The sequence below is a fragment of the Paenibacillus sp. WG02 genome, assembly GCF_055396115.1.
In genome coordinates this window covers 702,350-726,517 of the sequence record NZ_AP036016.1, presented here as the reverse complement: position 1 = coordinate 726,517, position 24,168 = coordinate 702,350, and the positions used below count along the sequence as shown (strand labels likewise).

Below are 24,168 nucleotides of genomic sequence, written 5' to 3'. Positions count from 1 at the left end.
CAACCTAAGTTCTTACTTTACGTTTTGTTTCGTTATCTAGTTTTCAAGGAACAAGTAGTTGAAGGTAAAATTCATCCTTCAAAACTGAACACGAGTGAGTAAGCTGTTTTGTATCCGAAGATACTTGACTGGTCTTATCAAGACCGAGTCTCCATAGAAAGGAGGTGATCCAGCCGCACCTTCCGATACGGCTACCTTGTTACGACTTCACCCCAATCATCTACCCCACCTTCGGCGGCTGGCTCCCTTGCGGGTTACCCCACCGACTTCGGGTGTTGTAAACTCTCGTGGTGTGACGGGCGGTGTGTACAAGACCCGGGAACGTATTCACCGCGGCATGCTGATCCGCGATTACTAGCAATTCCGACTTCATGCAGGCGAGTTGCAGCCTGCAATCCGAACTGAGATCGGCTTATAAGGATTGGCTCCACCTCGCGGCTTCGCTTCCCGTTGTACCGACCATTGTAGTACGTGTGTAGCCCAGGTCATAAGGGGCATGATGATTTGACGTCATCCCCACCTTCCTCCGGTTTGTCACCGGCAGTCATCTTAGAGTGCCCACCCAAAGTGCTGGCAACTAAGATCAAGGGTTGCGCTCGTTGCGGGACTTAACCCAACATCTCACGACACGAGCTGACGACAACCATGCACCACCTGTCTCCAGTGCTCCGAAGAGGGCGCCTATCTCTAGGCGTTACACCGGGATGTCAAGACCTGGTAAGGTTCTTCGCGTTGCTTCGAATTAAACCACATACTCCACTGCTTGTGCGGGTCCCCGTCAATTCCTTTGAGTTTCACTCTTGCGAGCGTACTCCCCAGGCGGCATACTTACTGTGTTAACTTCGGCACCGAGGAATCGAATCCCCAACACCTAGTATGCATCGTTTACGGCGTGGACTACCAGGGTATCTAATCCTGTTTGCTCCCCACGCTTTCGCGCCTCAGCGTCAGTTATAGGCCAGAAAGTCGCCTTCGCCACTGGTGTTCCTCCACATCTCTACGCATTTCACCGCTACACGTGGAATTCCACTTTCCTCTCCTACACTCAAGTCAACCAGTTTTGGATGCGAACCGGGGTTGAGCCCCGGGCTTAAACACCCAACTTAATTGACCGCCTGCGCGCGCTTTACGCCCAATAATTCCGGACAACGCTTGCCCCCTACGTATTACCGCGGCTGCTGGCACGTAGTTAGCCGGGGCTTTCTTCTCCTATACCGTCACACAAAGAGCAGTTACTCTCCTTGCTGTTCGTCTAGGGCAACAGAGCTTTACGATCCGAAAACCTTCATCACTCACGCGGCGTTGCTCCGTCAGACTTGCGTCCATTGCGGAAGATTCCCTACTGCTGCCTCCCGTAGGAGTCTGGGCCGTGTCTCAGTCCCAGTGTGGCCGTTCACCCTCTCAGGTCGGCTACGCATCGTCGCCTTGGTGAGCCGTTACCTCACCAACTAGCTAATGCGCCGCAGGCCCATCTATAAGCCACAGATTGCTCCGTGTTTCATAATTCTCTCATGCGAGAAAACCAGTTATCCGGTCTTAGCTATCGTTTCCGATAGTTATCCCGATCTTATAGGCAGGTTACCTACGTGTTACTCACCCGTCCGCCGCTAGCTTATCCCGAAGGATAAACCCGCTCGACTTGCATGTATTAGGCACGCCGCCAGCGTTCGTCCTGAGCCAGGATCAAACTCTCCATAATAGTAAAACTATTTGAAAGCTTAATTGCTCATTTGCGTTGCTAGCGAGATTTTGCAATCTCTTTTTGAACGATTTCTCGTTCGTGCTTACTCACTCGTTGTTCAGTTTTCAAAGATCAATTTCTTTCGTTTTAATCCTTCGCCCCTCAAAGGCGACTTGATCAATATACCACATCAGCCTATTCGATTGCAAGAACTTTTTTTTTAATTTCTTTCGTTCTTTCGTTCGACCGCCGAAGCGACAAGGAGTAATATAACAAATCCACAAACTGATTGCAAGCTTTTTATGCATTGAAAAATATGGAAATCAAAAAAGCTCCAGTGCGTAATGCACCAGAGCTTGAGGCTATTTAACCTTGGCTTCCAATAAAGATGTAACGAGCTAGGATTAGAATCGCCAGTACCCACATTAACCAGTGAATCGGGTAACGCGTCTGACTTTTGCCACCTAGGTTAGAAACTGCTGCCAAAACTACATACGAAACGATACCGAAGGAGATACCATTTGCAATATTGTAAGTGAAAGGCATCAAAACAATGGTAAGGAAAGCGGGAATCGCCAGAACAAATTCTTGGAAGTCGATCTCACGAATGGATTGAACCATCAGAACACCAACCACGATCAACGCTGCCGCTGTCGCAGAACCAGGAACCAACATGGCAATCGGAGCTAAGAACAGGGCAAGCAAGAAACATACGCCTGTCGTTACCGCCGTTAAACCTGTACGTCCGCCTTCAGCTACACCTGCTGCGCTCTCTACAAAAGCAGTAACCGTACTTGTCCCAACTAACGCACCGCCACTAACACCAATCGCATCCACGAACATGGCCTTACCTACGCGCTTGTTGCCTTCTTCTTTATTCTTCATTATACCAGCGCGATTCGCTGTTCCAACCATCGTACCGAATGTATCAAAAAGCTCAACAAACGTAAAAGTAGCAATAACCGAAACGATCCCCGTTGTCATAATGCCTGCAAAATCAAAATCAGCGAAACGAAGCTTTGTTAAATCAGGAACCCATGTCGTGTCTGCACTAGTCAATGAACCGAGATTAACCATACCCATGAAGTACCCAATGATTGTCGTAGCCAAAATTCCGATCAAGATCGCACCACGAAGACGAAGCACCATAAAGATGGAAATCAACAAGACCCCAACGATTGTTAAAATAACGCCTTTATCTTCTAATGAACCCATGTGGAACACAGTTTCAAATGAAAGTACATCTGTAAATTGATGCGCCTTAATATCTTTGCCGCTTTCAACCGCAACGGTTAAGATCCCGCTGTTTTTGAAACCGATCATGGCGATAAACAAACCAATACCCACAGTAATCGCATGCTTCAGGCTATCTGGAATGGCCACAAGGAGCATTTGACGAACTCTGGTAACGGTAAGAATGATGAAAATAATCCCCGAAATGAATACAGCTGTTAAAGCCATAGAAAACGTAAATTTACCTTGCGAGGTTAAAATGATGGTCGCGAAGTAAGCATTCAAGCCCATTCCCGGAGCTAGCGCTACTGGAAAGTTAACGAATAACCCCATTGCAATCGTCATTACACCCGCAGCAATCGCAGTTGCCAAGAAAATCGAAGTCCAGTCACCGCCGGTTGCACCCGATTTAAAAGCACTGAGAATGTCTGGATTTACCGCCAGAATGTAAGCCATCGTCATGAACGTGGTGATTCCCGCCATGATTTCTGTTCTTACGGTCGTGCCGTTTTGTTTCAATTTAAAAAAGCGATCCATTTTCCTACTCCTCCTAAAACGAATGGTGGGGAACCAAGGATAAACACCCCTGTCGTCCTTCAAGGACGAGCGCGTTTATCAAGGTTGTGCAAAGCAAAAGTTTAAAACATATACTTTCTGGCAACAGCAAAAAACCCGGAATCATAATGCCTGATTCCGGGTACGAAAAAGGAGCTTTCCATATGAGAGCTGCCTTCGATGTGTAAAGGTGCACGTAAAAACTCATACGGATTCCGTTCCTTTTTTTTCGTAGCCAGATCATTTGCGGTGATCTCGTAGAAACTCTCAGGCCAATTCCCAAGATTATACGAAAAACTGTTATCCATAACACATTTTAGTTGGGAAATAACCAGATGTCAATAAAAAAGACGAACGATACAGGGGTATATTTTCCCATAACGTTCGTCTTTTGCTAGTGATTTATATTACTCCCACTCAATTGTAGCTGGCGGCTTAGAAGTGATGTCATAAACGATACGATTCACGTTCTCAACTTCATTAACGATACGAACCGATATCTTCTCAAGCACATCCCAAGGAATACGCGCCCAGTCCGCTGTCATCCCATCAATAGATGTAACAGCACGAATACCTACCGTATAAGAGTAAGTTCTTGCGTCCCCCATAACTCCCACGCTTTTCATGCCTGGAAGTGCTGTGAAGTACTGCCAGATCTCACGATCTAAGCCAGCTTTGGCGATTTCGTCGCGCAGAATGGCGTCGGATTCACGAACGATTTTCAGCTTATCCTCCGTAACTTCACCTAGAACACGAATAGCTAGTCCAGGACCTGGGAAAGGCTGTCTCCAAACGATTGCAGCTGGAAGGCCGCATTCCTCGCCTACTTTACGCACTTCGTCTTTGAACAGTGTTTTGAGCGGCTCGATGAGCTTAAACTTCATATCTTTCGGCAGTCCGCCTACGTTATGGTGCGATTTGATCGTTTGAGCAGTAGCCGTACCGCTTTCCACGATATCTGTGTATAAAGTACCTTGAGCTAGGAAAGTAAAGTCATCAAACTGACTGGATTCCTCTTCGAATACACGGATGAATTCGGTACCGATAATTTTACGTTTTTGCTCGGGGTCGTCTACGCCGGCCAATTTGCCTAGGAAACGTTCACGAGCATCAATTTTGACTACTTTCATATCGAATTTGCCGACAAAAGTGTCCATAACGCTCTCTGCTTCACCTTGACGCAGCAAACCATGATCAATAAACATACACGTCAGACTGAGCGCCGATGGCTTTGTGCAGCAGAATGGCAACAACGGATGAATCCACGCCGCCACTAAGTGCGCATAGCACTTTCTTGTCGCCAACTTCTTGACGAAGCTCTTTGACCATGTCTTCCACGAAACTTGACATCGTCCAGTCGCCGACGCAACCACATACGCCATAGATAAAGTTATGGATCATTTCATTCCCTTGAAGGGAATGACGAACTTCTGGGTGGAACTGTACAGCATGAATGTTGCGCTCACGGTTACTCATTGCAGCAATCGGAAGTGAATCCGTGCTTGCTTCTATAACGAAGCCTTCAGGCAGAACGGAAACGTGATCTCCATGACTCATCCACACGGTTTGTTTGGATTCTAACCCTTTCACTAGCGGGCTTTCATTCGTAAATGCAAGATCTGCCTTGCCATATTCACGCGTATGCGCACGTTCGACTTTACCGTTCAGTTGGTGAGCAATTAACTGCATGCCATAGCAAATACCCAAGATTGGAATACCCAGATCAAAAACTCCTGCGTCAACCGCCGGAGCTCCTTCACCGTAAACGCTCGACGGACCGCCGGAGAACACAATCCCTTTAGGGTTAAGTTCACGAATTTTATCAACAGTTGTATTGTGCGGCAGCAGCTCGCTGTAAACGCCCAAATCACGAATTCGTCTAGCAATCAGTTGATTATACTGGCCTCCAAAATCTAATACGACAATCATTTCACTCGGTTTACTCATTATCCGACCTCCTAGATTCATAGCGATTGAGGTTTAAGGGGCTCCCCTTGTCCACTTATCACTATTTATAGGTACTAATTTTAAACATTAGGTACCTAGGATGTAAAGGGGTTTAATGTGTCTTTTGAATGGCTTTCCAAATCGCGGTAATTTCCCGCTTCGTATAGGTCAGTGAATTGGCCGTATCATAGCGGACACTTTCGTAAATCAAGGCAAACTCGAGCAGTGCTTGTTTCTGCCTTTGATTATTGAAATTTAGCATTGCGACGTACTCTCGCACCGTCTGACTAGCGGATTTTGCGCCGTATTTTCGAAAAAGCTGTATCCATAAACGATCCATATAAGCTGTCAAGGGGTGTGATTTGCCCATCTTGCTTTTGTAAATTGGAAAATACAGCCGTGAATTGACTAGGAACCCTTTTCGCTTAAGCAAAACGAAAATACCTGCAAACAGGAGACAACATCCGATTAGAACAATGAAAGCATCCCTATAAGGCTTTGCAAAATTGACGATTTTATCCTTCGCTGCATGAAGCCACTCACTTGGATTGGTTGTAAACTTAGTAGGCGTAGGAACGTTCATAAGTGAAGCTGTCATCGCCGCTTGTTCCATGGCAGCTGTCGTCAAAGTTTCTCTCGGATGGTCGGGCGAAATACCAGAGAAACCTGGTGTAGGCTCAAACGGCACCCAGCCCATAGAAGGAAAATAAACCTCGACCCATGAATGCGCATCTTGATTGCGAACCATAACTTCCTTAAGCCCATCACCGTCGCTAGATGCTTGCAGTGTCCCTGGAGCGAAACCTTTGACCCAGCGGGCAGGCACCCCGACAGAACGAAGCATAACGACCATCGACGTTGAAAAATGATCACAGTACCCTGTTCGGTCTACGAACAGAAAATGACTGACAAAATCCTCATTGCGGCTTGGATTCGTTGGCTTTTCGAGACTATAGGTATAGGTATTGCTTAAATACTGCTCAATCGCAACCGCTTTGGCATAAGGCGTCAAACGACTCGCTGTCACTTGCTCAGCAATGGCGCGAACAGACCGCGGCAATGAAGATGGAAGCTGAAGATATTCCCCTGCAACATCAGAGGGATAGCTGCCTGTATCGGTATTGAGAATAGATGGATCTTCCTGCACGGGTTGGACGGTTATTTTGTAATATGACAACGGATCCATGATCACGGGCAAAGTCACTTTACCATTAGATTTAGATGTAAGGAGGCTGTTCGATGTTAGCGGTTTCCCCTTCTCGCTCAAAAGCATATCAACATCTAATAGCTTTCCACCCACAAACAATTGGTTATTTGGCGACTTCGTGTTCCATAGAATTTCCTGATTCACAGCCCGACCTGTGAATGGATTAGTAGAAACAAAAGGCTCCAGTGTTTGATTGGGTTCAGTCCATCCTTTGCCGTCGTAGAAGCTTTTGGATTCTCCGCGCCAGTAGGTTAATTCGGATGTTTTAGCCGTGAATACTGGGGTCGTGTCCACCTGGAGTGGACCTCCTAAGGAGGAGTCGTCTTGACCGTATCCAGACCGAGCAAAAGCCCCCTTCCCCCCGGTATCTTCGTTGTAAAGTTCAAATATGCGATCGTATAAATACGCCCAGCTAACAGGTTTCATGAGGGGAGTAGGCTCTGCCTGCCTTGCCGAGTACCACCCTACACTTGCTAGCGCACTTACAACGACCAAGCTGACTACAATCCATTGAAAAAAGCTGCCCGAACGCACCGAAGCGATGCCATAGGTTTGTTCAATTCTAGAGAGATTGAGCAGCGATAACAGAAGTAGTCCATATCCTATTGTGCGCATAATCCCTTGAACCGTATCCGCGCCAAGCACCAACTGTAAGAAGACAAGATAAATGAGCGTGGCCGCAACAAACCAAAGACTGTGCTGCCTCTGCAGCATGAGAGCCTGCACAACGGAAATCAGGAGCGACCAACCTAACAGAAAGAGCAGCGTTCGCATTTGACCACTGATTAGATCGAAATGAGCTTGAACGATATGAACTATATCCTGAGAAATGATCCTCACCAAATCGATGATCCATACTCCGGTTAGAAAGCCTTCACGGTCGAACATAAAGCCAATGAAGAGCAGGATCAGAATGCTTTTGGATGTCCATCCCCACGCATAAGGAACCTTGAAGCAATCTATGGCGATGCAGATCGCAAAAACGACAAGAATGGGACCGATTTGAATGGAGGCATCGGCCATCCAGGCTAGTGGACGGAGCCATTCTGAGAGCAGCAGGAAGAGCAGCAGTGAGATTAGACTGTCTCGAAAAAAGGTATTGGTGATTGGCGATGATGACTGTGCGTTAGAGATGGCGCTTGAATGGAAGATTGGACTTGATGGGATAGCGGCATTAGCGCCTGTAGAAGTGAAAGAGCGCGAGCTCGGCGAGTCTTCGCTTGTGTGTATAGAGCGAGACTTCAAGCGCGACGAGTCTGCGCTTGTGCGCAAAGGGCGTGAAAGAGCGCGGCCATGTTCAAGCGGTTGCATCCGCGACACCTCCTTGCTTTGGCCACTGGCTACGCGGATGCGGCACTTCCGTGAAGCTGCAGCCTACGGCCTGCAGCTGGGAAGCTCCCTCTCGCTCCGCGACCGAGAGGGAGGGCCGCGCGTGCACGTAGATCACGTGCACGGATCGGCGCCTGGTGCCGCTATCTGCGATCGCGCGCACCAGCGCCAAATCCAGCGTCGATGTGATGCACAGCATCGACGCATCCAGCGGCAAGGCCGCCGCCTCTTTCCTGACGAGGTCAGGAAAGGAAAGGGCGGGCTTGCCGCCCACGCTCGCGAGTACTTCGTACGCGAGCGTTAAATCAGGGCGAATCGTCGGCGTGATTCGCCTGCCAATGGAGCTGCTGCTGGCGAAGCCGCAGCTCTCGCGCCCGCCAGCGGCGGCTTCGAAGAAGCCCGCCGCGAGGGCGACGCCCTTCTCCAGCAGCGGCTGCGCCGCCTCAGCTGGACCCGCCGCAGGCGTCGTGTCGAGCAGCAGCATCCGCTTCGCGGAGGATGCTTGCTCGGGGTCTTTGGTCATCAGCCGGCTAAGCCTGGCTGTGGATTTCCAATGGATGCGGTGATAGGGGTCACCGCTGACATAATCGCGAACACCGCTAATCAGCGGTGTGTCGGCTTTGGGGCCACGGACGGTAGGCACATCACCATCCTCGGATTGAAATGTCATGCCTGATCCGGTCAAAGAATCAGGTCTCGGATAAACAACACACCGGTGAAGATCATCGCGATAGGCTTTTCGCACAGCAAAACCAAATAAATCACCGGTCACTGCTTCAAAGCCTGCGAACCGATAAACGCCTCGCATAAGACCCGTCATTTTATAATGGAGGATGAAGGCTGATCGAAACCATGGGAAAACCAGCTTGCTATAGGTCAGCTTCACCCCGCTACCTTCATGAACCCAATTGTCCTTAATAATCATCCAAGGCAGTGGCAAAAACGTACGATGCCCAATCTGCAAAGTGATGGCAATGTCTTCACCAGATACGAAAACCTCGCCTGACAACTGCCGGCTAACGGTGAGTCCATTTAATGCGAATACATAAAATAATCCAGCCTGAATCCAAATTAAAGTCAAACAAATTCCTAAATACCAAGCGGCAAATCCACCTTGCCAATACGCCAAAACAATCGACAGCACACATCCCACAACCAACAGCGACGTCTTACCCCAGCTTCTCATCATTGGCCTACTTCCCCGAGACATAGCGAAGAACAGGCGTTTGTAAGGTGGCTAATAAATCTGTCAAAATCGTCTCCGCAGACTTGCCCGTCATTCGTGCTTCGGAAGTCAGAATAAGCCGGTGTGTCCAAATCGGCAGCACCAAATCCTTGATGTCGTCTGGCACCACGAAGCTTCTGCCCTTCATATAAGCCAACGTTTGCGCAGCGCGCATCAAAGCATAGGATGCTCTTGGACTTGCTCCCAAGTACAAATCAACATGCTCCCTAGTTGCCAAAGCCAGACGCACAATGAAATCTTTTAACGTATTATCGACATGAATCATGGTTGCTTCTCTTTGCAATTGCACAAACTCATCCTGTACGATAACAGGCTTCAAGTGCTCCAGCGGCTGGCGATCCTGTAGGCGATCCAGCATCAGAATTTCTTGCTCAGGCGTCGGATATCCAAGTGACAACTTCATCATAAAACGATCCATCTGTGCTTCCGGCAGCGCATAAGTACCTTCATAGTCCACTGGGTTTTGCGTAGCTAATAAGACGAAGGGTTTAGGCAATTCATAACTCACCCCGTCTATCGTAACCCGCTTCTCTTCCATCGCCTCTAAAAAAGCAGATTGTGTCTTCGGTGAGGTACGGTTGACTTCGTCTGCCAACACGATGGGTGTCATTAAAGGTCCGGGACGAAACTCAAAATCATTCGATTTCACATTAAATACAGATACACCGGTTACATCCGACGGCAATAAATCAGGCGTGCACTGAATTCTCTTAAACTCACAACCAATCGTCCTAGCCAAGGCACGTACAAGCATCGTCTTCCCAACACCAGGAACGTCTTCTAGCAAAAGATGGCCGCCGCTCAGCATAGCAACGAACGCTTTCTCTATCGTCTCTCTCTTTCCAACAATTACTTTCTCTACGTTCATGATCATCCGTTCCACGAGAGGCTGCGGCTGATCGAATATTCGGGTTTTCGACTGCATAGACAAGAAGCCTCCTTTATAAGGGTATGCTTCTAGTTTTTCCAGCCCTCTACTATTTTAGACATTACCCTCCCATGGCAAATAGAGAGTTTTTCAGAAGACTATTATTCTCTTTAAATATATAAAAAGGCCGTAATGCCACAGACACCTCTCGCTTATTAGATTCTATGACCGTATCCGTAATTCGCCCGCCTAGTAAATCTATGGTTTTCCGTAAAGGAACGATGATCTTACCATCCTTGAAATTCATATCAGCTAATGAATAGGTAGCAACGCTATTACCTAGGGTATACAGCCTGATGCTTCTAGTGGATAAATCATATTCCAAATCATAAACACCAAAATGTGCATTCGCTGTCTTCTTATCAGCCTGCCATTCTACTTGCCCGCCCATTTTCTCGATAAGAAAGCGAAGCGGCAGTTCAATCCGATTAGCACGCAGCTGATACGCTGAAGGTTCAATTGCAAAACTGCTGCCTCCGACCACATGAACTTGCAGCGGCAGCGCCGCTTGCGCGGATAGAATTTGTGCCGTTTCTTCTCTGGCTACAATGGTTTGATTGGCAAGATGCTGTTCAGCATCCTTCTGATCTTGATCCGTCTGAATATGGGCTAAAGCATATTGCTGGGTTTCTTTCATCAGCTCTTGGAAATGGGTCAAACTCATGTTTCTCGACCACTTCGACTTCCCCACTGGGAATTGTTTGGGCTTAACCTGAGTCGTAAGGGGAGCGAACGCGTAACCTAATTTTTTGTAATAGCTAATGACTTGAGGCAATACTTCTACCGTTGACTCATGCCCACTGCCGTCATGAAACAGGATGTTGATCTCGTGTTCAAGCGGTGCTCCCTTAATCGTTTGCCAAATTTCATTCACAGGCACATGCACTCTTTTGGAATCACCACTGTCTACATTCCAGTCTGTAACGATATAACCCGCTTGATCCATCAAATAGTAGTAGTACGCATCGAAATTCGTATATGTACCTCCAGGGGCGCGCACCAATTGCGGTCTGGTATCAGCCAAACTGGCAAAGATGTCCTCACTACGCTGGATTTGGTCCCAAAAGGTTTGGAAATCGCTGTACAGCTCTTTATATACATGATTATAGGAATGATTGCCTAATGTATGTCCGTCTTGCACGATTCTTTTGACTAATGCAGGGTGTGCCTGCGCTTGCTCGCCAAGTGCAAAAAACGTAGCTTTCACGTTCTCTTTATCTAAAATATCCAGCACCTGACTTGTCAGCTTGCTAGGGCCGTCATCAAAGGTCAAGTAAACGGTTGGCTGTTCCGGTGTTTCATACGTCTTCTCGCTCTGCGGACGCTTGCCTGTTTTGAGCTTTTGAAAAAGATCTTGCCCTTCTTGTGCTTGTGCTAGTGCGGAGTTTCCATCGCTCTCCGTTGCCATTGCTGGAATTGTAAAGAAAAATAGAGAAACTAGTAAAAGGATTACCACCCAAAGTTGAACTCTTTTCTGTCTGTTGGTCGCACGTTGTACACGAAAACGCATCCGATGATCCCTCCGCTTGTTCTATCATTTTGCTAGCTGATAGATTATATGGGAGAACCCTCAAGAGTATGTCACCATAACAAAAACTACCCCTCTCGGAGTGAGAAGGGTAGTTTTCTAATAAAACAACCGAGCTGTTTTCGTTCGATTTATTGCTAAATTTCTTGTGGTACAGCCTCATTTTTCGTTTGTGTTGCCACGTTAAACAAGGGCCTGCTGCCAATAAGACCAATGAAACTAACGACTAATAAGATTCCGAGCAAAAGAATGGCCATCCTAGCGCCTTGAAAAGAAACAATTTGCGTACAGACTCCAATGAGCAGAACTCGCATCCCCATTCCTACGGTGTTGAAAAAGCTATTCACACGACCGATCAAATGATTTGGAACCATTTCCATCAAAATCGTATTACGCGCTACGCGACTCCCTGCGTTCCCCCATCCGTTCAATGTTTTGAAGAGGAGAAAAATAGAAACAATAGGGAATACATAAAAGAAAACAATCGACAGACTAAAAATGACAAACGAGAGAATCGTCGTATAGTAGGAGCCCAAACGCTGCATAAGCAGCGGGATCGTTAATCCGGCCACGACAGCTCCGATGGCGAAAATCATATCGGCTGTCCCGAGAACATTGGCCCCTCCATGGAGGACACTTGTGATATAGACGGGGTAAAGGTAATTACCGACCATCACACACAGAAACGGCATCAACGCGCAGAGGAAAAACATGACCAATAGCGGTCTCGTTTTCAAATAAGCGAAGCCTTCACTGATATTGGACCACATGGAAACGGCGCCGGTTGCCGTGACAGACCTGTTCTTGATATAAGGAATAAGCAAAAATAGACCAAAGCCCAAAAAGTAAGTCATCGCGTCCGCTAATAGAATCCAGGCAAAATCGATATGATCAATCAGTAGACTCGCCAAGCCGCCCGCGATCATCGATGTGGACTGATTTTGGACCTCGAGTATGGAATTGAGCGTCTTGTACTGTTCCTTCGAGAAGATCTCCTGTGTAAACGCGAACTGGGTTGGAAAGTGAACGTTATAGTACAGAGAACCGCTAAAATAAATGACGATCAGCTGCCACGTTTCGAAGTGGCCTGTACTAAGTCCCCATAGCGCAAATAGCAGTGTGACCGATCCGCCGATCACTTCACTGCCCAGCAGCATTTTCTTCCTAGAAATGCGGTCAATATATACGCCGATGTGCGGCGATAGGAAGAAAAGTATGATGGTTGATGCTAGTGTTGCATAACCAAAGATCTCACTCCCCCCTGCTCGATTCACTAACAGCCACGGCACGCCAATCATGGTTATTCCTGAGCCGATCGAGGATAAGATGTTGGCTATCATGAGAAACGTCATTCTTCGGTCTTTGAGCATGGTCCACATGTGAGAAAAATCCTTTCAAGAACAATAAATATATTTTTTTACATGATGATATACCTTATTTATTCTCCTATGTCGACAAATTCCCTCTCTCAGGATCAAAAGTTACCAAGTTCACGTTATTCCAAGTTGTATTTTGTGCAACAATACATCTACTTCCAGCCGAAGTAGCTAGCTATTGTTGTATTTCGTACAACAATTTGAGCTAAAAACGCCTAATTCTAAGCGATTCTCACCAAATTGTTGTACGCGGTACAACAATTTGCCTATTTGTCCAAAGAAACCGCCATATTGTTGCACAAAATACAACAATACGGCTGGTTAGGACTTTATGAGAAAACCTCTATCGAGGCCATTCAAAGATGAGCGACCGCGTTTAACGAGGAGAGACTTTGGTCTACGACCAAAGATCCCTATAAGCGGAGAGACTTTGGTCTACGACCAAAGATCCCTATAAGCGGAGAGACTTTGGTCTACGACCAAAGATCCCTATATTAGGTTTTATCGCCAATAAGAAAGCGGTTTTCGTGAACCGAAAACTTATACTTTCTTATGTGGTCAAAAAAAACATCGCATTGGCTCGAGCTTGCCCCCTCTATCTACCCTATAGGAAAGCTTCAATCTCCCCAAGGACCATGATTTTACCCGTTCTGGCATCAATATATACAACCATTTTGTTTCCTGCCGGATAGACCGCTTCTACGACCCATCCGTCATAGATGATCCTGTTCGTGTTGTAGTGGAGCACCAGCCCCTTCTTGAAGGTTACTTTCCATTCAGCTTCAGAATCGGGGTCCCTTTCTTTGGCTATTTGCAATGCGGTCTTCTCATCAACTAGCAAAGGGGTGTTGTTCAATGTCTCCCTTAAGCTTGCACGGATAGCAAGAGCAGCCGCCTCAGCATAGGTTAGGTAACCATGGACGCCGAAGCTTTGACCGCTTTGTCCCTCCAAAAGCCCATCTCCGTAGGCAACAGCGATTTTATCGGAGTCAAAAGCATCGCGATAATCGGCAAACGCTTGTTCAGCTTTCATTTTTTCCTCCGCCGTTGCACTTCTTGGATTTTTCCCCAGCTTAGTTATTCCGACTACCGCTCTGTCCCGTAGTATTCCTCCATCCTTGTCATAAGAAAGCGTATACATAAACGCTTTCTCCTTCAGATAGGCAGGCAACGGCAGCCCTGAAACGAGCATTTCGTGCCACAGACCAACAGGAATATTGCGTTCGGCGTTCATCGGATCTTGAAAAGCACGACGCAGCACCTTAAGCATCGGTTTTGGAAGCTTGTTGCTTTGGTAAGCAAACGCCAACTCTTCGCCCAGCCAATGGTTTGCCGGCAGATCCGGCTTGTCATACGCCACTTCACCCATGACCTGATACATCATAGAAATGGCTTCGGCATTCGTCAGCCTATCGTTCGGTCTAAACTTTTCTTTCACTGAATCGTCCAAAATTCCATGAATATACGCGATCTCAACCAGACCACGCTGGTTATCGTTGATATCCTGGAGATCCAGCAGCGCTTTTGCCGGCTTAACTTCTTCCGCAGACCAGCTCCCCGTGAAGTAGGAACCGATCAACAGCTTTACCATCCCTCCGACAGCATTTTCACGGGTAATCCCCGTCCCCTGCCCCAGCCCGTGAACATACATGCTGATCCAGGCATCACGGTTTTTTTCCGGCAAATCCACCGCCATTTTAAGAGCCGTCGCCCAATCATCGAGCAATATAGGTTTATCCAGCTTGCCAGAGTCCAGCACATTTTGCTGAAATGAATCCCACTCTTTCTGCGTGATCGTACCTTGTGTCGAAGCGTTGTCCCTATAAGGCACGATGTATTGCTTGTAATCCTTGAGCTCTTTCATCACCCAATGGGTTTCCTCCACAGCCCCGTACGCGGTACTTCCGTAAGCCATGAAAATAGACAATATCGAAACCATCAGCTTCTTTTTCATCGCTTTCCCCTCTTCACAAGTTTTCTCCCATGCAATGAATTAGACGAAGAATTTGTAAAAAAGTTCCATTGTTCTTTACTGCGTAATAGCAACTATCGTTTGTTCATTATGTATTAGTATTCAATGCCATAACAGCGTCCAGAACGGACTGAACGTGATTCTTAATCCTAACTTTACTCCATTCCTTGACGATATAACCCTCTTCATCTATCAGGAAAGTAGAACGAATTATTCCCATATACTCACGGCCATACAGCTTCTTGAGTGCCCATACACCAAACTTCTCAGCCACCTGATGATCAGGGTCGGAGAGCAATAGAAACGGCAGCTCATACTTCTCAATGAACTTATCGTGGGCTTTCAGCTCATCTGGGCTAATTCCGATCACTTTTACACCGAGCTTTGCAAACTTACCATTATAATCGCGAAAATCACACGATTGCTGGGTACAGGTTGGCGTGTTGTCTTGTGGGTAAAAGTAAATAACCAGCTTCTTCCCTTTGAAATCCTTTAAGGATACTTTCTTCCCGTTGGATGCAGGAAGTGTGAATGCTGGTGCCAAACGCTTAACGGTCTCTATCTCTTTCTTCATCTATGTTCTCTCCTCTATTTAACCACTCTTAGGTATATCCATTATGCGTCATCTGAGGTGAGAACATCAAACCTCCATTTCCAAAAACTCATGAATAGCACAAACCGCTATTTTCCATTACAATGAGGTTTAGAAATTCGACTCAAGTGGAGTGATTCCTATTGTTTAAGCTCTTGCTCATTGAAGATGACGCAACCCTGTTCACGGAGATCAAAGACAGGTTGGCCACATGGTCGTACGATGTCCATGGCATAAAGGATTTTAGCAGAGTGGTTGAAGAGTTTATTACACTAAAACCTGATTTAGTTATCATTGATATTCAACTGCCTAAATTTGACGGGTTTCATTGGTGCCGGATGATTCGGACCCATTCCAATATTCCGATTGTATTCCTGTCTTCACGCGATCACCCCACTGACATGGTCATGTCTATGCAGCTGGGAGCGGACGATTTTATTCAGAAACCTTTTCATTTTGATGTTCTCATCGCGAAAATTCAAGCCATTCTAAGGCGAGTTTATAACTACAACACAGAACCCATCAAGCTCAAAACATGGTGCGGCGCTACCATTGATTACGAGAAAAATATGGTTACAAATCAAGCAGGCTCGATTGAGTTGACGAAGAATGAAATCTATATTCTCAAGCTGTTGATTGAACATAAGAACACGATCGTGAGTCGGGAAGAAATGATTAACAGCTTATGGGATGACCAGCGTTTTGTAAGCGACAATACCTTAACCGTGAATGTCAATCGGCTGCGGAAACGACTAGACGAGATCGGCTTAGGACGCTTTATCGAAACGAAGGTCGGTCAGGGTTACATCGCAGCAGAGGAGTCCCCTTTCCATGATTAAGAAGTATGTTATGGAAAGGAAAAGCTGGATCCTGCTGTTTCTACTCGGGCAAGGACTGCTCCTGTTTATCGCTTATCTCGATTACGAGATTCCTTTCTCCCCTATTCTCTATATTGTTTTTTTATTGACGACCTTGTTTGCTATCTTTCTGATTATCCGCTACAACAAAGAAACGAAGTTCTATAAGAGGTTGGAAGAACGAGAAAACAATCTCGATCTCGCAAGTATCGCCGATGCTGAAAGCCCGTTCGAGCAAATTGTCGAGACTAGTATGACGAGCTTGACCGAGCGGTTGAGTCAAATCGCATCACGGCAACAGGTGGCTTTAGAACAAGAGAAAGATGAGCTGCTGTCCTGGATTCACGAAGTGAAGACACCGCTCACGGCCATGCGTCTCATGATTGACCGCTTGGATGATGAAGCCATGAAAGCTGCTTTGACCTATGAATGGCTGCGAATCCATCTGCTGCTTGACCGGCAGTTCCACCAAAAACGTTTGCCGTCTATGGAGAACGACCTGTATATCGAGTACGTAGATCTTGAAGCGCTTATTTATATGGAGATCAAGACGTTGAAGTCCTGGTGCATCCAAAAAGGAATTGGCTTTGATGTACAATTCGACGTCACGAAAGTGCTCAGCGATGCCAAATGGTTAGCCTTTATTCTACGGCAGCTCTTGACGAACGCAGTGAAATACAGCGACAGCGACTCTTCGGATATCATAGTAAAGAGCTTCCAGCTGCATGAGCGAATGGTGCTCGAGGTAAAAGATCACGGTCGCGGAATCGATCCTAAGGATCTACCGCGTATCTTTGATAAAGGCTTTACTTCTACGACTTGGCACCAAGACAGCGCCGCAACAGGTATGGGCTTATATTTGGCCAAAAAAGTGGCGCAGACCTTGCTCATCCATATAGCTGTACATTCAGAAGCAGGCGAAGGAACAACTTTTACGCTCACTTTTCCACAACCAAATGAAACTGTCCGGATTACGGGCATGTGACAACATTGTCACATGCCTTTCTTCTTTGTTCGTTCAATCGAAGGAAAAAGGATAGGAAGCTTTTTATAATAAAGCTATCGTAGAAGAGGAGTGAATCATATGAACATTTTGGAAGCTGTCAAAATCCATAAAAGCTATGGCAATAAGCTAAATAAGCAAGAGGTACTCAAGGGCCTGGACATCAGCATTGAAAAAGGGGAATTCGTTAGCATCATGGGCGCATCCGGCTCCGGGAAAACAACCCTGCTCAATGTCCTTTCTTCGATTGACACGCTCAGTCAAGGCTCCATTAAAATCGAAGGCCAAGAAATTACGGCCATGAAAGAGAAGCAATTAGCTGAATTCCGTAAGCATCATCTGGGGTTTATCTTTCAAGACTATAACCTGCTGGATACGTTGACCGTTAAGGAGAATATCCTTCTGCCTCTGTCCATTACCAAAGCCTCGAAGCAAGAAGCCGATCACAAGTTTCAAGCGGTAGCAACAGAGCTTGGCATTTTGGAAATTCAGGATAAGTATCCTGGCGAAATCTCAGGCGGACAAAAACAGCGGACTTCTGCTGCTAGAGCATTTGTCCATGAACCAAGTATTATTTTCGCCGACGAGCCCACCGGTGCCCTCGATTCCAGATCCGCTTCGGATTTACTTAACAAGCTAAATGAATTGAATCAACGACGGAAAGCGACCATCATCATGGTTACCCATGATTCAGTTGCCGCCAGCTACAGCAGCAGAGTCATTTTTATTAAGGACGGACAAATCTATACCCAATTATATAAAGGTCAAACCTCTAGGCAGGCCTTCTTTCAAGACATCATGAAGACTCAGGGTGTTCTGGGCGGGGTGCACAATGAGCATTAATCAGCTGATTGTTCAAAACCTGAAGTCCAACATCAAGCATTACTACCTGTATATGTTTGCCTTAATGTTCAGTGTCGCGCTTTATTTCGCATTCGTTACCCTGCAGTATGACCCTGCTTTGGACCAAACCAAAGGCTCCATTAAAGGCGCGGCATCCATTCGGGCAGCTTCCATCCTACTTGTTGCGATTGTCGCTATCTTTAATCTGTATGCTAACAATATTTTCGTGAAAAGGCGCAGTAAAGAAATCGGTTTATTGCAGTTAATCGGTATGACGAAAACCGCGATTTTCCGCATCCTAAGCGTCGAGAACTTTGTCCTATATTTCGGCTCATTAATCGTCGGGACATTTATCGGATTTTCCGTATCTAAGCTCATCTTAATGATTTTATTCCAAATTACAGGCATTAAAGCTGCCGCATCGCTTCACTTTTCAATGCAAGCACTATCCCAGACTCTCGTTGTATTTAGCGCCGTTTATTTGTTGATCATGCTGGTCAACTATATTTTTATTAAAAGACAGAGCATTTTATCGTTGTTTCGCGTCTCTACCTCAACTGAAGTGAAGGTGAAAAGATTGTCAACTTCAGAAGCCATCATGGGGATGGTGGGATTGCTCCTTATTTTGCTTGGCTACTACGTTTCCTCGAAGCTGTTTAGCGGAGATTTCATGACGATGGTTGCCATCTTTTCGGCCATGATCTTTATTCTGGCCTCCGTCATCATCGGAACCTATCTGTTCTATAAGGGGTCTGTCCGATTAATCCTTAACGTCATCCGAAGCAGGAAAAATGGCTATTTAAATGTCGGCGAGGTCTTATCGCTTTCGTCCATCATGTTTCGCATGAAATCGAATGCCTTGTTATTGACTGTCATTACAACCATATCTGCGCTTTCCATCGCCTTGTTGTCTTTAAGCTACATATCCTATTACTCTGCGGAAAAAACGGCCCTAAATAGCGTACCCGCACACTTTGCCATTACGAATGTGGAAGATGCCAACAAATTTAAAGCCGCGTTAGATGATAGTCAGATCAAGCACAAGGATACAGCGATCGAGGTCGTTCAGGTCAAGGCCAATCTAAAGGAAATCTTGGCTTCCAATATGGAAGGCCTTATCCTCGATCCGAGTAACATGACGATTCCTGTTATCAGTGACAAGGACGCGCTATTCGCCGATCTCACTGCCGAACAGACGCTATTTACGGGTACCAATGACATGCTGCAAAAATTTATGAGCCTCAAAGATACCGGCCAAATCCAACTTAGCGGGCAGCATGTTGTTATTCCGCAAACTTATGTAGGCTCTAGGAAGCAATACATCGTTTCTTGGTACTTTTCGAATGGCGGCCTGCCTGTTGCTATCGTTGACGACTCGGTTTTCAAGCGTTTAAAGCAAGATATCGACCCCGCGATTCAAAAAGAGTCATCTCTCTATCTGGGAATTGATATCGAAAATGAGGCAAAGCTTCTCGAAGCAAATCAGATTTATCATGAGTTGGGCTTTGATCAAAATCGTTCTTATGATTCCCGCCAAAACATGGCGAATGACCAGAAAAACAGAATGGGACTCATCATGTTCATCGTTGGCTTCTTAGGACTAACCTTCCTGATTACATCAGGCTGCATCCTTTATTTCAAACAAATGGATGAAAGCGAAGATGAAAAGCCGACGTATACGATTCTACGGAAGCTTGGTTTTACGCAGGACGATTTGTTAAAAGGCATTCAGTTGAAACAAATCTTTAATTTCGGTATCCCCTTAGTCGTTGGGCTGATCCACAGTTATTTTGCAGTTCAGTCGGGATGGTTTCTATTCGGAGCTGAGCTATGGACGCCAATGATCATTGTGATGGTGCTGTATACCGTTTTATACTCAATATTCGGAGTACTATCCGTTCTGCATTATAAAAAGGTGATCCGAAAAGCGCTTTGATTGCAAAAAAGCTGCTACGAGTCGCGAAGACTTCGTGAGCAGCTTATATTTCACCGTATTCCACTTAAGAGATTTGGATTACTTGCTCTCCCAAGTGCTACGATGTAGTCGTTTAGTTCGGTTGTGACTGAATTTTGTTTATATTTAATTCCATCAAACCTTAGACTGGTGCCATACTGAAACTTGCTTTCCCCAATAGTTAATTCCATCCCGTACAGAGACCCATAAAATGTTCTTTTATCATTGGCTCGGACAAGCTCAATTCTTTTCAATTTTGATGATATTTCCTCAAGAGACTTTGTATCTGTAATGGACAGCTTATTACCGTCACCGAATCTGACATCAATTTGTTTAATGCCGTTAAAATCAGTCTTCATTAAATTTGACAGTGCAACTGGCGTCTCATCCTCAGGCTCCACCACCTCAATATCAAGCCCTGAATACTGCGCAGGATAGCTTTGCAAGACGGCTCCTGTCGTCCATACGTGCAGCCAATCTCCTAGTTTTAGATCCTCAAACTTATTGGAGCCGTTGCTTTTATTCGTTACGACAACGGCATCTTCATCAAGCTTGACCCAAAACTTCTCTTTTTCCTTGCATTCCTTCTCTAAACAGGCCTCAGGATTGACAAGGAGCATCTTTTGCTCCCCCCTATTTATTTCGGATATAACCCCAACCAACTCCTCCTCTTTCGATATAACCAAAGTTGTAATATCCAGTGAGAACCGTGATCCTATGGCCTTATAGATGGCTTCTTTAATCTGGCCTTTCTCCTGTGAGCTCAATTCCTCACGATGATTACCTAGCTTAAGAAGCTGAAGATGAAATGCACCATTGGGGTATTCACTCTCAGACTTAGAAATACTCATCGGCTTAACAGAAAATTGTTTATACACATTTTCAAGATGATATATCCGATCCTGCAAGTTTTCAGGCAGCTGAGCTGTAGGATTAGTGGATGGCAGCGCATAGACACTTTCCACCTCAGTTGGGGGAACGGCGACGTCACCTTGATTCCCGATATTAGACAAACCACATGCAAATAATAGCAATAAGAGTATGGACTTCATTGGTCTACTGCACCTCAAATCTTTAGATTCTTTATAAGTTAGACGCAATGAATTTCCAATTGTTGCATAATAACCCTTTTTACTCAAGATCCATGAGCGTACACTTTCTGCACTTGATGTATTTAGTACAGTTAATTATCTCCGAAACGACCTATTGGAGCGATTTAGCTGCATTTTGTGCAGGTAATCTTACTTGAAAGGCTCAAAACCCTCATTTCAGGCACAATTTGATGTAGGAAATGCAGCAAGTGCGCTCAATAATGATGATTCCGCGAAATTTGATGTATTTTTTGCAGCTAATGTAATTCCCCTGGAACTGTTTGGCGCTAGATAAGGCTGGCATAGCCAACTTAGGAGCAAAAAAAGCCCTTTGGTGGGACAAAATCCATAAAGGCTCATCAGCTATTTTTGTTTGATCCATCCAACGAATTGGTGCACAAAAAACCTTCCTCCGCATAATCCCTAAGAGAGAGAGAGAGAAATCACGTGAAAGAAGGTTGAGCAGGAGCTATTTTATAAATGCCTCAACTTGTCAGGATTAACTACGAGATAGACAGCAGCAATCTGACCATCAACAACGTGGAAGGAAGTCACATTATAAGGTTGGCCATCATCATAAGCCACAATGCCCAATTCTCCATTCACGGTCGCCAATGAATAACTGAAGCCAGGCGGTACTTTGGCGAGAACCCCGGACAAGAACATAGCGATACGTTCTGCCCCCATAATAGGCCGAACAGCGGCTTTCACCTTACCTCCACCGTCAGAGTAAAGAACGGCATCCGCTTTGACAATGTTCAATAACTGACCGATATTGCCAGCTACTAGAGCCTGCACGAATTGTTCCACGACGGCTGAAGTTTGTTCCACTATAGGCTGTTTGTTCTGTGCCTTAGGATCAGCTTCGCGATCTGGAAAGCTGCTAATGGCGCTCTTGGCCCTGCGGAAAATTTGCCGGCAATTCGTGCTGCTTTTCCCAACAATCTCGGCAATTTCGTCGTACTCGTATTGGAGTACCTCTCTCAATAAGAATACCGCCCTCTCTACCCACGACAGCTGCTGCAGCAGCAACAGGTACGCGGTCGAAAGGGACTCTTTTTGCGAATAATAGAGATCAGGTTCTGTCTGGTTGTCACTACTCGTTATAAGTGGCTCCGGCAGCCACGGACCTACGTAGACTTCGCGCTTTTTGCTGGCGGAACGCAGCTTATCTATACACCGATTGGTCACGATTTTGCATAAATATGCTTTAGGATTGTGGACATGCGCCGGATTCGTCTCATTCACATATAGAAATGCCTCCTGCACGACATCCTCCGCATCCATGACACTCCCAAGCATCCGATAGGCTAGTGAGAACAAAAGCGGTTTGTACGATGTGTACACCTGCTCTGAAAATCCGGCTAACTCCATACTGTGCATCTCCCAACTCTAACTAGTGGATATGGCAATTTTACGCGAATTGGCTTTCTTTTAAAATAGCCTCTGCTGCTCGTTTGGCGCTTGCCGCTGATGCGTCTGCGAGCATTTCACCATGACTGACCCAGTCCCCGGCCACATAGAGACCACGAATCCCCTGAACAGCAGGACCTGTAAACCTATCTGACTTACCTATATGCATATAGTCGTGGACAACCGTAATATTAGGTAGGAACTGTCTTGCGACAACTTCTTGTTCCCAGCCTGGATGAAGTGCATTCATGGTAGCGGTCAGCACTTGCTCGTCTGCCTTAGGATCACTTTCCCCAGGTCCGTTATACTTCACCATATGCACAACCAATGTACCATTATCGCTTAGTTTGGCATGGACGGTATGATGGGAGAAAAAAATGGGTTGATCCAGCGCAATAGCAACATCACGTCCATGGACGGGCAGCTTCTTCAACCCTAAATCAAGGCATGCCGCTTTCGATGGACGGGCCTCATCCTTCCACTGTTTCAATACCGTGTGATCGGCATCACGAACGAGCTTGTAGGTCTCCGAAGCGGAAGCGGTGCTGATCACGTTTGAAATTTCTAAATATTCCTCATCGGCAAATTTAAGCTTTTGAACCTTGCCATCCTCATATACGATCTCTTTCACATCTTTGCCGCTAACGATATGCACACCCGCTTGAACCGCTTTCTCATGCAGCTGGTCTACGATCTTTTGCCAGCCGCCATGGAGGTATAGGACCCCTTTAAGTGAACGCTGAACTTGTGCAAGTACGGGACCCGCCAGCTGATAATCTGGATCGTGCGTGTATGTGGCGGTTCTGCACAGCGCATAGAAAATATGACGCACCATCGGATCAGGAATCTCACCTTCCGCCCAATCCCTCAAGGTTGCATGTCTTAATGTAGTTGTATCGATTTTGTTTAATTTCATCACCAGTCCTAAGAGGGACATTTTGCCAGACCATGATAGAAGCTTAGATGATAACATGCTGATCGGACTCGCTGGCATCGGAAGAATTTGATTATTCCAGATGGCGTTCACTTTGGATGAAGGCGTTCCTCCCTCTATGCGAACTCCAAGCTCTTGTAAAATCGAATATGCCTTCCCAGCGCGGTATAACGCATGCCCGCCTAAGTTAAAGAAAACACCATTTTTCTTATTCGTAATGGCTCTGCCGCCCAAGCGCCCCGATTTCTCCAAAATCACCACTTTATTTCCACCCTTAGCTAATTCGTTGGCCGCAATTAATCCAGCTAGACCTCCGCCAATAATCGCTGTGTCGTATTTGTTCATGTTCATCACCCTCCGTTTTTCGCTTTTCGTATATAAGGCGAAATAGGGCGGTGTTTTGTGACAGATACGGTTTCATAATTAAAATTTACTTGTGGATAACTCGATCTGTGGATATGTTGACACTGTGCATGGAA

The 24,168-nt window shown here is 46.1% G+C and carries 15 protein-coding genes, 1 rRNA gene, 1 pseudogene and 1 riboswitch; of the genes and pseudogenes, 4 read left to right on the top strand and 13 right to left on the bottom strand.

Going from position 1 to position 24,168, the window contains the following annotated elements:
• Window positions 1-157: 157 nt before the first annotated feature.
• The 10 genes and pseudogenes from ACBP55_RS03260 to bcp form a co-directional block, all read right to left on the bottom strand.
• Window positions 158-1,699, bottom strand: a 16S ribosomal RNA gene (locus ACBP55_RS03260).
• Window positions 1,700-2,047: 348 nt separating this feature from the next.
• Window positions 2,048-3,451, bottom strand: coding sequence for an NCS2 family permease (locus ACBP55_RS03255; protein WP_464649742.1), 1,404 nt, complete (start codon window positions 3,449-3,451; stop codon window positions 2,048-2,050).
• 230 nt (window positions 3,452-3,681) lie between these two features.
• Window positions 3,682-3,782: riboswitch (purine riboswitch) on the bottom strand.
• A gap of 94 nt (window positions 3,783-3,876) precedes the next feature.
• Window positions 3,877-5,416: pseudogene (gene guaA / locus ACBP55_RS03250) on the bottom strand (glutamine-hydrolyzing GMP synthase).
• A gap of 112 nt (window positions 5,417-5,528) precedes the next feature.
• Window positions 5,529-7,934: a transglutaminase-like domain-containing protein gene (locus ACBP55_RS03245; protein ID WP_464649740.1), complete on the bottom strand. Its 2,406-nt coding sequence runs from the start codon at window positions 7,932-7,934 to the stop codon at window positions 5,529-5,531.
• On the bottom strand, window positions 7,921-9,141 hold the full coding sequence (locus ACBP55_RS03240; protein WP_464649738.1) for a DUF58 domain-containing protein: 1,221 nt from the start codon (window positions 9,139-9,141) through the stop codon (window positions 7,921-7,923). Before ACBP55_RS03240 ends, ACBP55_RS03245 begins: the two co-directional genes overlap by 14 nt.
• A 4-nt stretch (window positions 9,142-9,145) precedes the next feature.
• Window positions 9,146-10,123 carry an AAA family ATPase gene (locus ACBP55_RS03235; RefSeq protein ID WP_029194458.1) on the bottom strand — a complete coding sequence of 326 codons (978 nt, stop codon included), beginning with the start codon at window positions 10,121-10,123 and terminating at the stop codon, window positions 9,146-9,148.
• Between the two features lie 64 nt (window positions 10,124-10,187).
• Window positions 10,188-11,636, bottom strand: coding sequence for a polysaccharide deacetylase (locus ACBP55_RS03230; protein WP_464649736.1), 1,449 nt, complete (start codon window positions 11,634-11,636; stop codon window positions 10,188-10,190).
• A gap of 155 nt (window positions 11,637-11,791) precedes the next feature.
• The gene (locus tag ACBP55_RS03225; protein WP_464649734.1) at window positions 11,792-13,033 is read right to left on the bottom strand and encodes an MFS transporter; all 1,242 of its coding nucleotides are present in this window, start codon (window positions 13,031-13,033) and stop codon (window positions 11,792-11,794) included.
• A 601-nt stretch (window positions 13,034-13,634) separates the two neighbouring features.
• Window positions 13,635-14,984: a PepSY domain-containing protein gene (locus ACBP55_RS03220; protein WP_464649732.1), complete on the bottom strand. Its 1,350-nt coding sequence runs from the start codon at window positions 14,982-14,984 to the stop codon at window positions 13,635-13,637.
• Window positions 14,985-15,090: 106 nt separating this feature from the next.
• Window positions 15,091-15,576 (bottom strand): thioredoxin-dependent thiol peroxidase, encoded by a 486-nt coding sequence (gene bcp / locus ACBP55_RS03215; protein WP_173193934.1) that lies wholly within the window; start codon window positions 15,574-15,576, stop codon window positions 15,091-15,093.
• A 161-nt stretch (window positions 15,577-15,737) separates the two neighbouring features.
• Between bcp and ACBP55_RS03210 the strand changes: the two genes are divergently transcribed.
• The 4 genes from ACBP55_RS03210 (at window position 15,738) to ACBP55_RS03195 (ending at window position 20,233) form a co-directional block, all read left to right on the top strand.
• On the top strand, window positions 15,738-16,433 hold the full coding sequence (locus ACBP55_RS03210; RefSeq protein WP_464649730.1) for a response regulator: 696 nt from the start codon (window positions 15,738-15,740) through the stop codon (window positions 16,431-16,433).
• Window positions 16,426-17,436 carry a sensor histidine kinase gene (locus ACBP55_RS03205; RefSeq protein ID WP_464649728.1) on the top strand — a complete coding sequence of 337 codons (1,011 nt, stop codon included), beginning with the start codon at window positions 16,426-16,428 and terminating at the stop codon, window positions 17,434-17,436. Before ACBP55_RS03210 ends, ACBP55_RS03205 begins: the two co-directional genes overlap by 8 nt.
• A 99-nt stretch (window positions 17,437-17,535) precedes the next feature.
• Window positions 17,536-18,297 (top strand): ABC transporter ATP-binding protein, encoded by a 762-nt coding sequence (locus ACBP55_RS03200; RefSeq protein ID WP_464649726.1) that lies wholly within the window; start codon window positions 17,536-17,538, stop codon window positions 18,295-18,297.
• A complete protein-coding gene (locus ACBP55_RS03195; protein WP_464649724.1) occupies window positions 18,287-20,233 on the top strand; it encodes an FtsX-like permease family protein in 1,947 nt (648 codons plus the stop codon). Before ACBP55_RS03200 ends, ACBP55_RS03195 begins: the two co-directional genes overlap by 11 nt.
• A 50-nt stretch (window positions 20,234-20,283) precedes the next feature.
• On the opposite strand, the gene ACBP55_RS03190 is transcribed toward ACBP55_RS03195, so the two are convergent.
• The 3 genes from ACBP55_RS03190 to ACBP55_RS03180 form a co-directional block, all read right to left on the bottom strand.
• Window positions 20,284-21,303, bottom strand: coding sequence for a DUF3221 domain-containing protein (locus ACBP55_RS03190; protein ID WP_464649723.1), 1,020 nt, complete (start codon window positions 21,301-21,303; stop codon window positions 20,284-20,286).
• Between the two features lie 513 nt (window positions 21,304-21,816).
• Complete coding sequence (locus ACBP55_RS03185; protein ID WP_464649721.1) at window positions 21,817-22,716, bottom strand: RNA polymerase sigma-70 factor; 900 nt, start codon at window positions 22,714-22,716, stop codon at window positions 21,817-21,819.
• Between the two features lie 40 nt (window positions 22,717-22,756).
• Complete coding sequence (locus ACBP55_RS03180) at window positions 22,757-24,034, bottom strand: phytoene desaturase family protein (RefSeq protein ID WP_464649719.1); 1,278 nt, start codon at window positions 24,032-24,034, stop codon at window positions 22,757-22,759.
• Window positions 24,035-24,168: the final 134 nt, after the last annotated feature.

Bases quoted from the DNA above. Each gene is read 5' to 3' on its own strand.
- ACBP55_RS03190 (WP_464649723.1), bottom strand. From the start codon at position 21,303: ATGAAGTCCATACTCTTATTGCTATTATTTGCATGTGGTTTGTCTAAT.
- ACBP55_RS03185 (WP_464649721.1), bottom strand. From the start codon at position 22,716: ATGGAGTTAGCCGGATTTTCAGAGCAGGTGTACACATCGTACAAACCG.
- ACBP55_RS03200 (WP_464649726.1), top strand. From the start codon at position 17,536: ATGAACATTTTGGAAGCTGTCAAAATCCATAAAAGCTATGGCAATAAG.
- ACBP55_RS03220 (WP_464649732.1), bottom strand. From the start codon at position 14,984: ATGAAAAAGAAGCTGATGGTTTCGATATTGTCTATTTTCATGGCTTAC.
- ACBP55_RS03195 (WP_464649724.1), top strand. From the start codon at position 18,287: ATGAGCATTAATCAGCTGATTGTTCAAAACCTGAAGTCCAACATCAAG.
- ACBP55_RS03255 (WP_464649742.1), bottom strand. From the start codon at position 3,451: ATGGATCGCTTTTTTAAATTGAAACAAAACGGCACGACCGTAAGAACA.
- ACBP55_RS03225 (WP_464649734.1), bottom strand. From the start codon at position 13,033: ATGTGGACCATGCTCAAAGACCGAAGAATGACGTTTCTCATGATAGCC.
- ACBP55_RS03245 (WP_464649740.1), bottom strand. From the start codon at position 7,934: ATGCAACCGCTTGAACATGGCCGCGCTCTTTCACGCCCTTTGCGCACA.
- ACBP55_RS03240 (WP_464649738.1), bottom strand. From the start codon at position 9,141: ATGATGAGAAGCTGGGGTAAGACGTCGCTGTTGGTTGTGGGATGTGTG.
- bcp (WP_173193934.1), bottom strand. From the start codon at position 15,576: ATGAAGAAAGAGATAGAGACCGTTAAGCGTTTGGCACCAGCATTCACA.
- ACBP55_RS03180 (WP_464649719.1), bottom strand. From the start codon at position 24,034: ATGAACAAATACGACACAGCGATTATTGGCGGAGGTCTAGCTGGATTA.
- ACBP55_RS03235 (WP_029194458.1), bottom strand. From the start codon at position 10,123: ATGCAGTCGAAAACCCGAATATTCGATCAGCCGCAGCCTCTCGTGGAA.
- ACBP55_RS03205 (WP_464649728.1), top strand. From the start codon at position 16,426: ATGATTAAGAAGTATGTTATGGAAAGGAAAAGCTGGATCCTGCTGTTT.
- ACBP55_RS03230 (WP_464649736.1), bottom strand. From the start codon at position 11,636: ATGCGTTTTCGTGTACAACGTGCGACCAACAGACAGAAAAGAGTTCAA.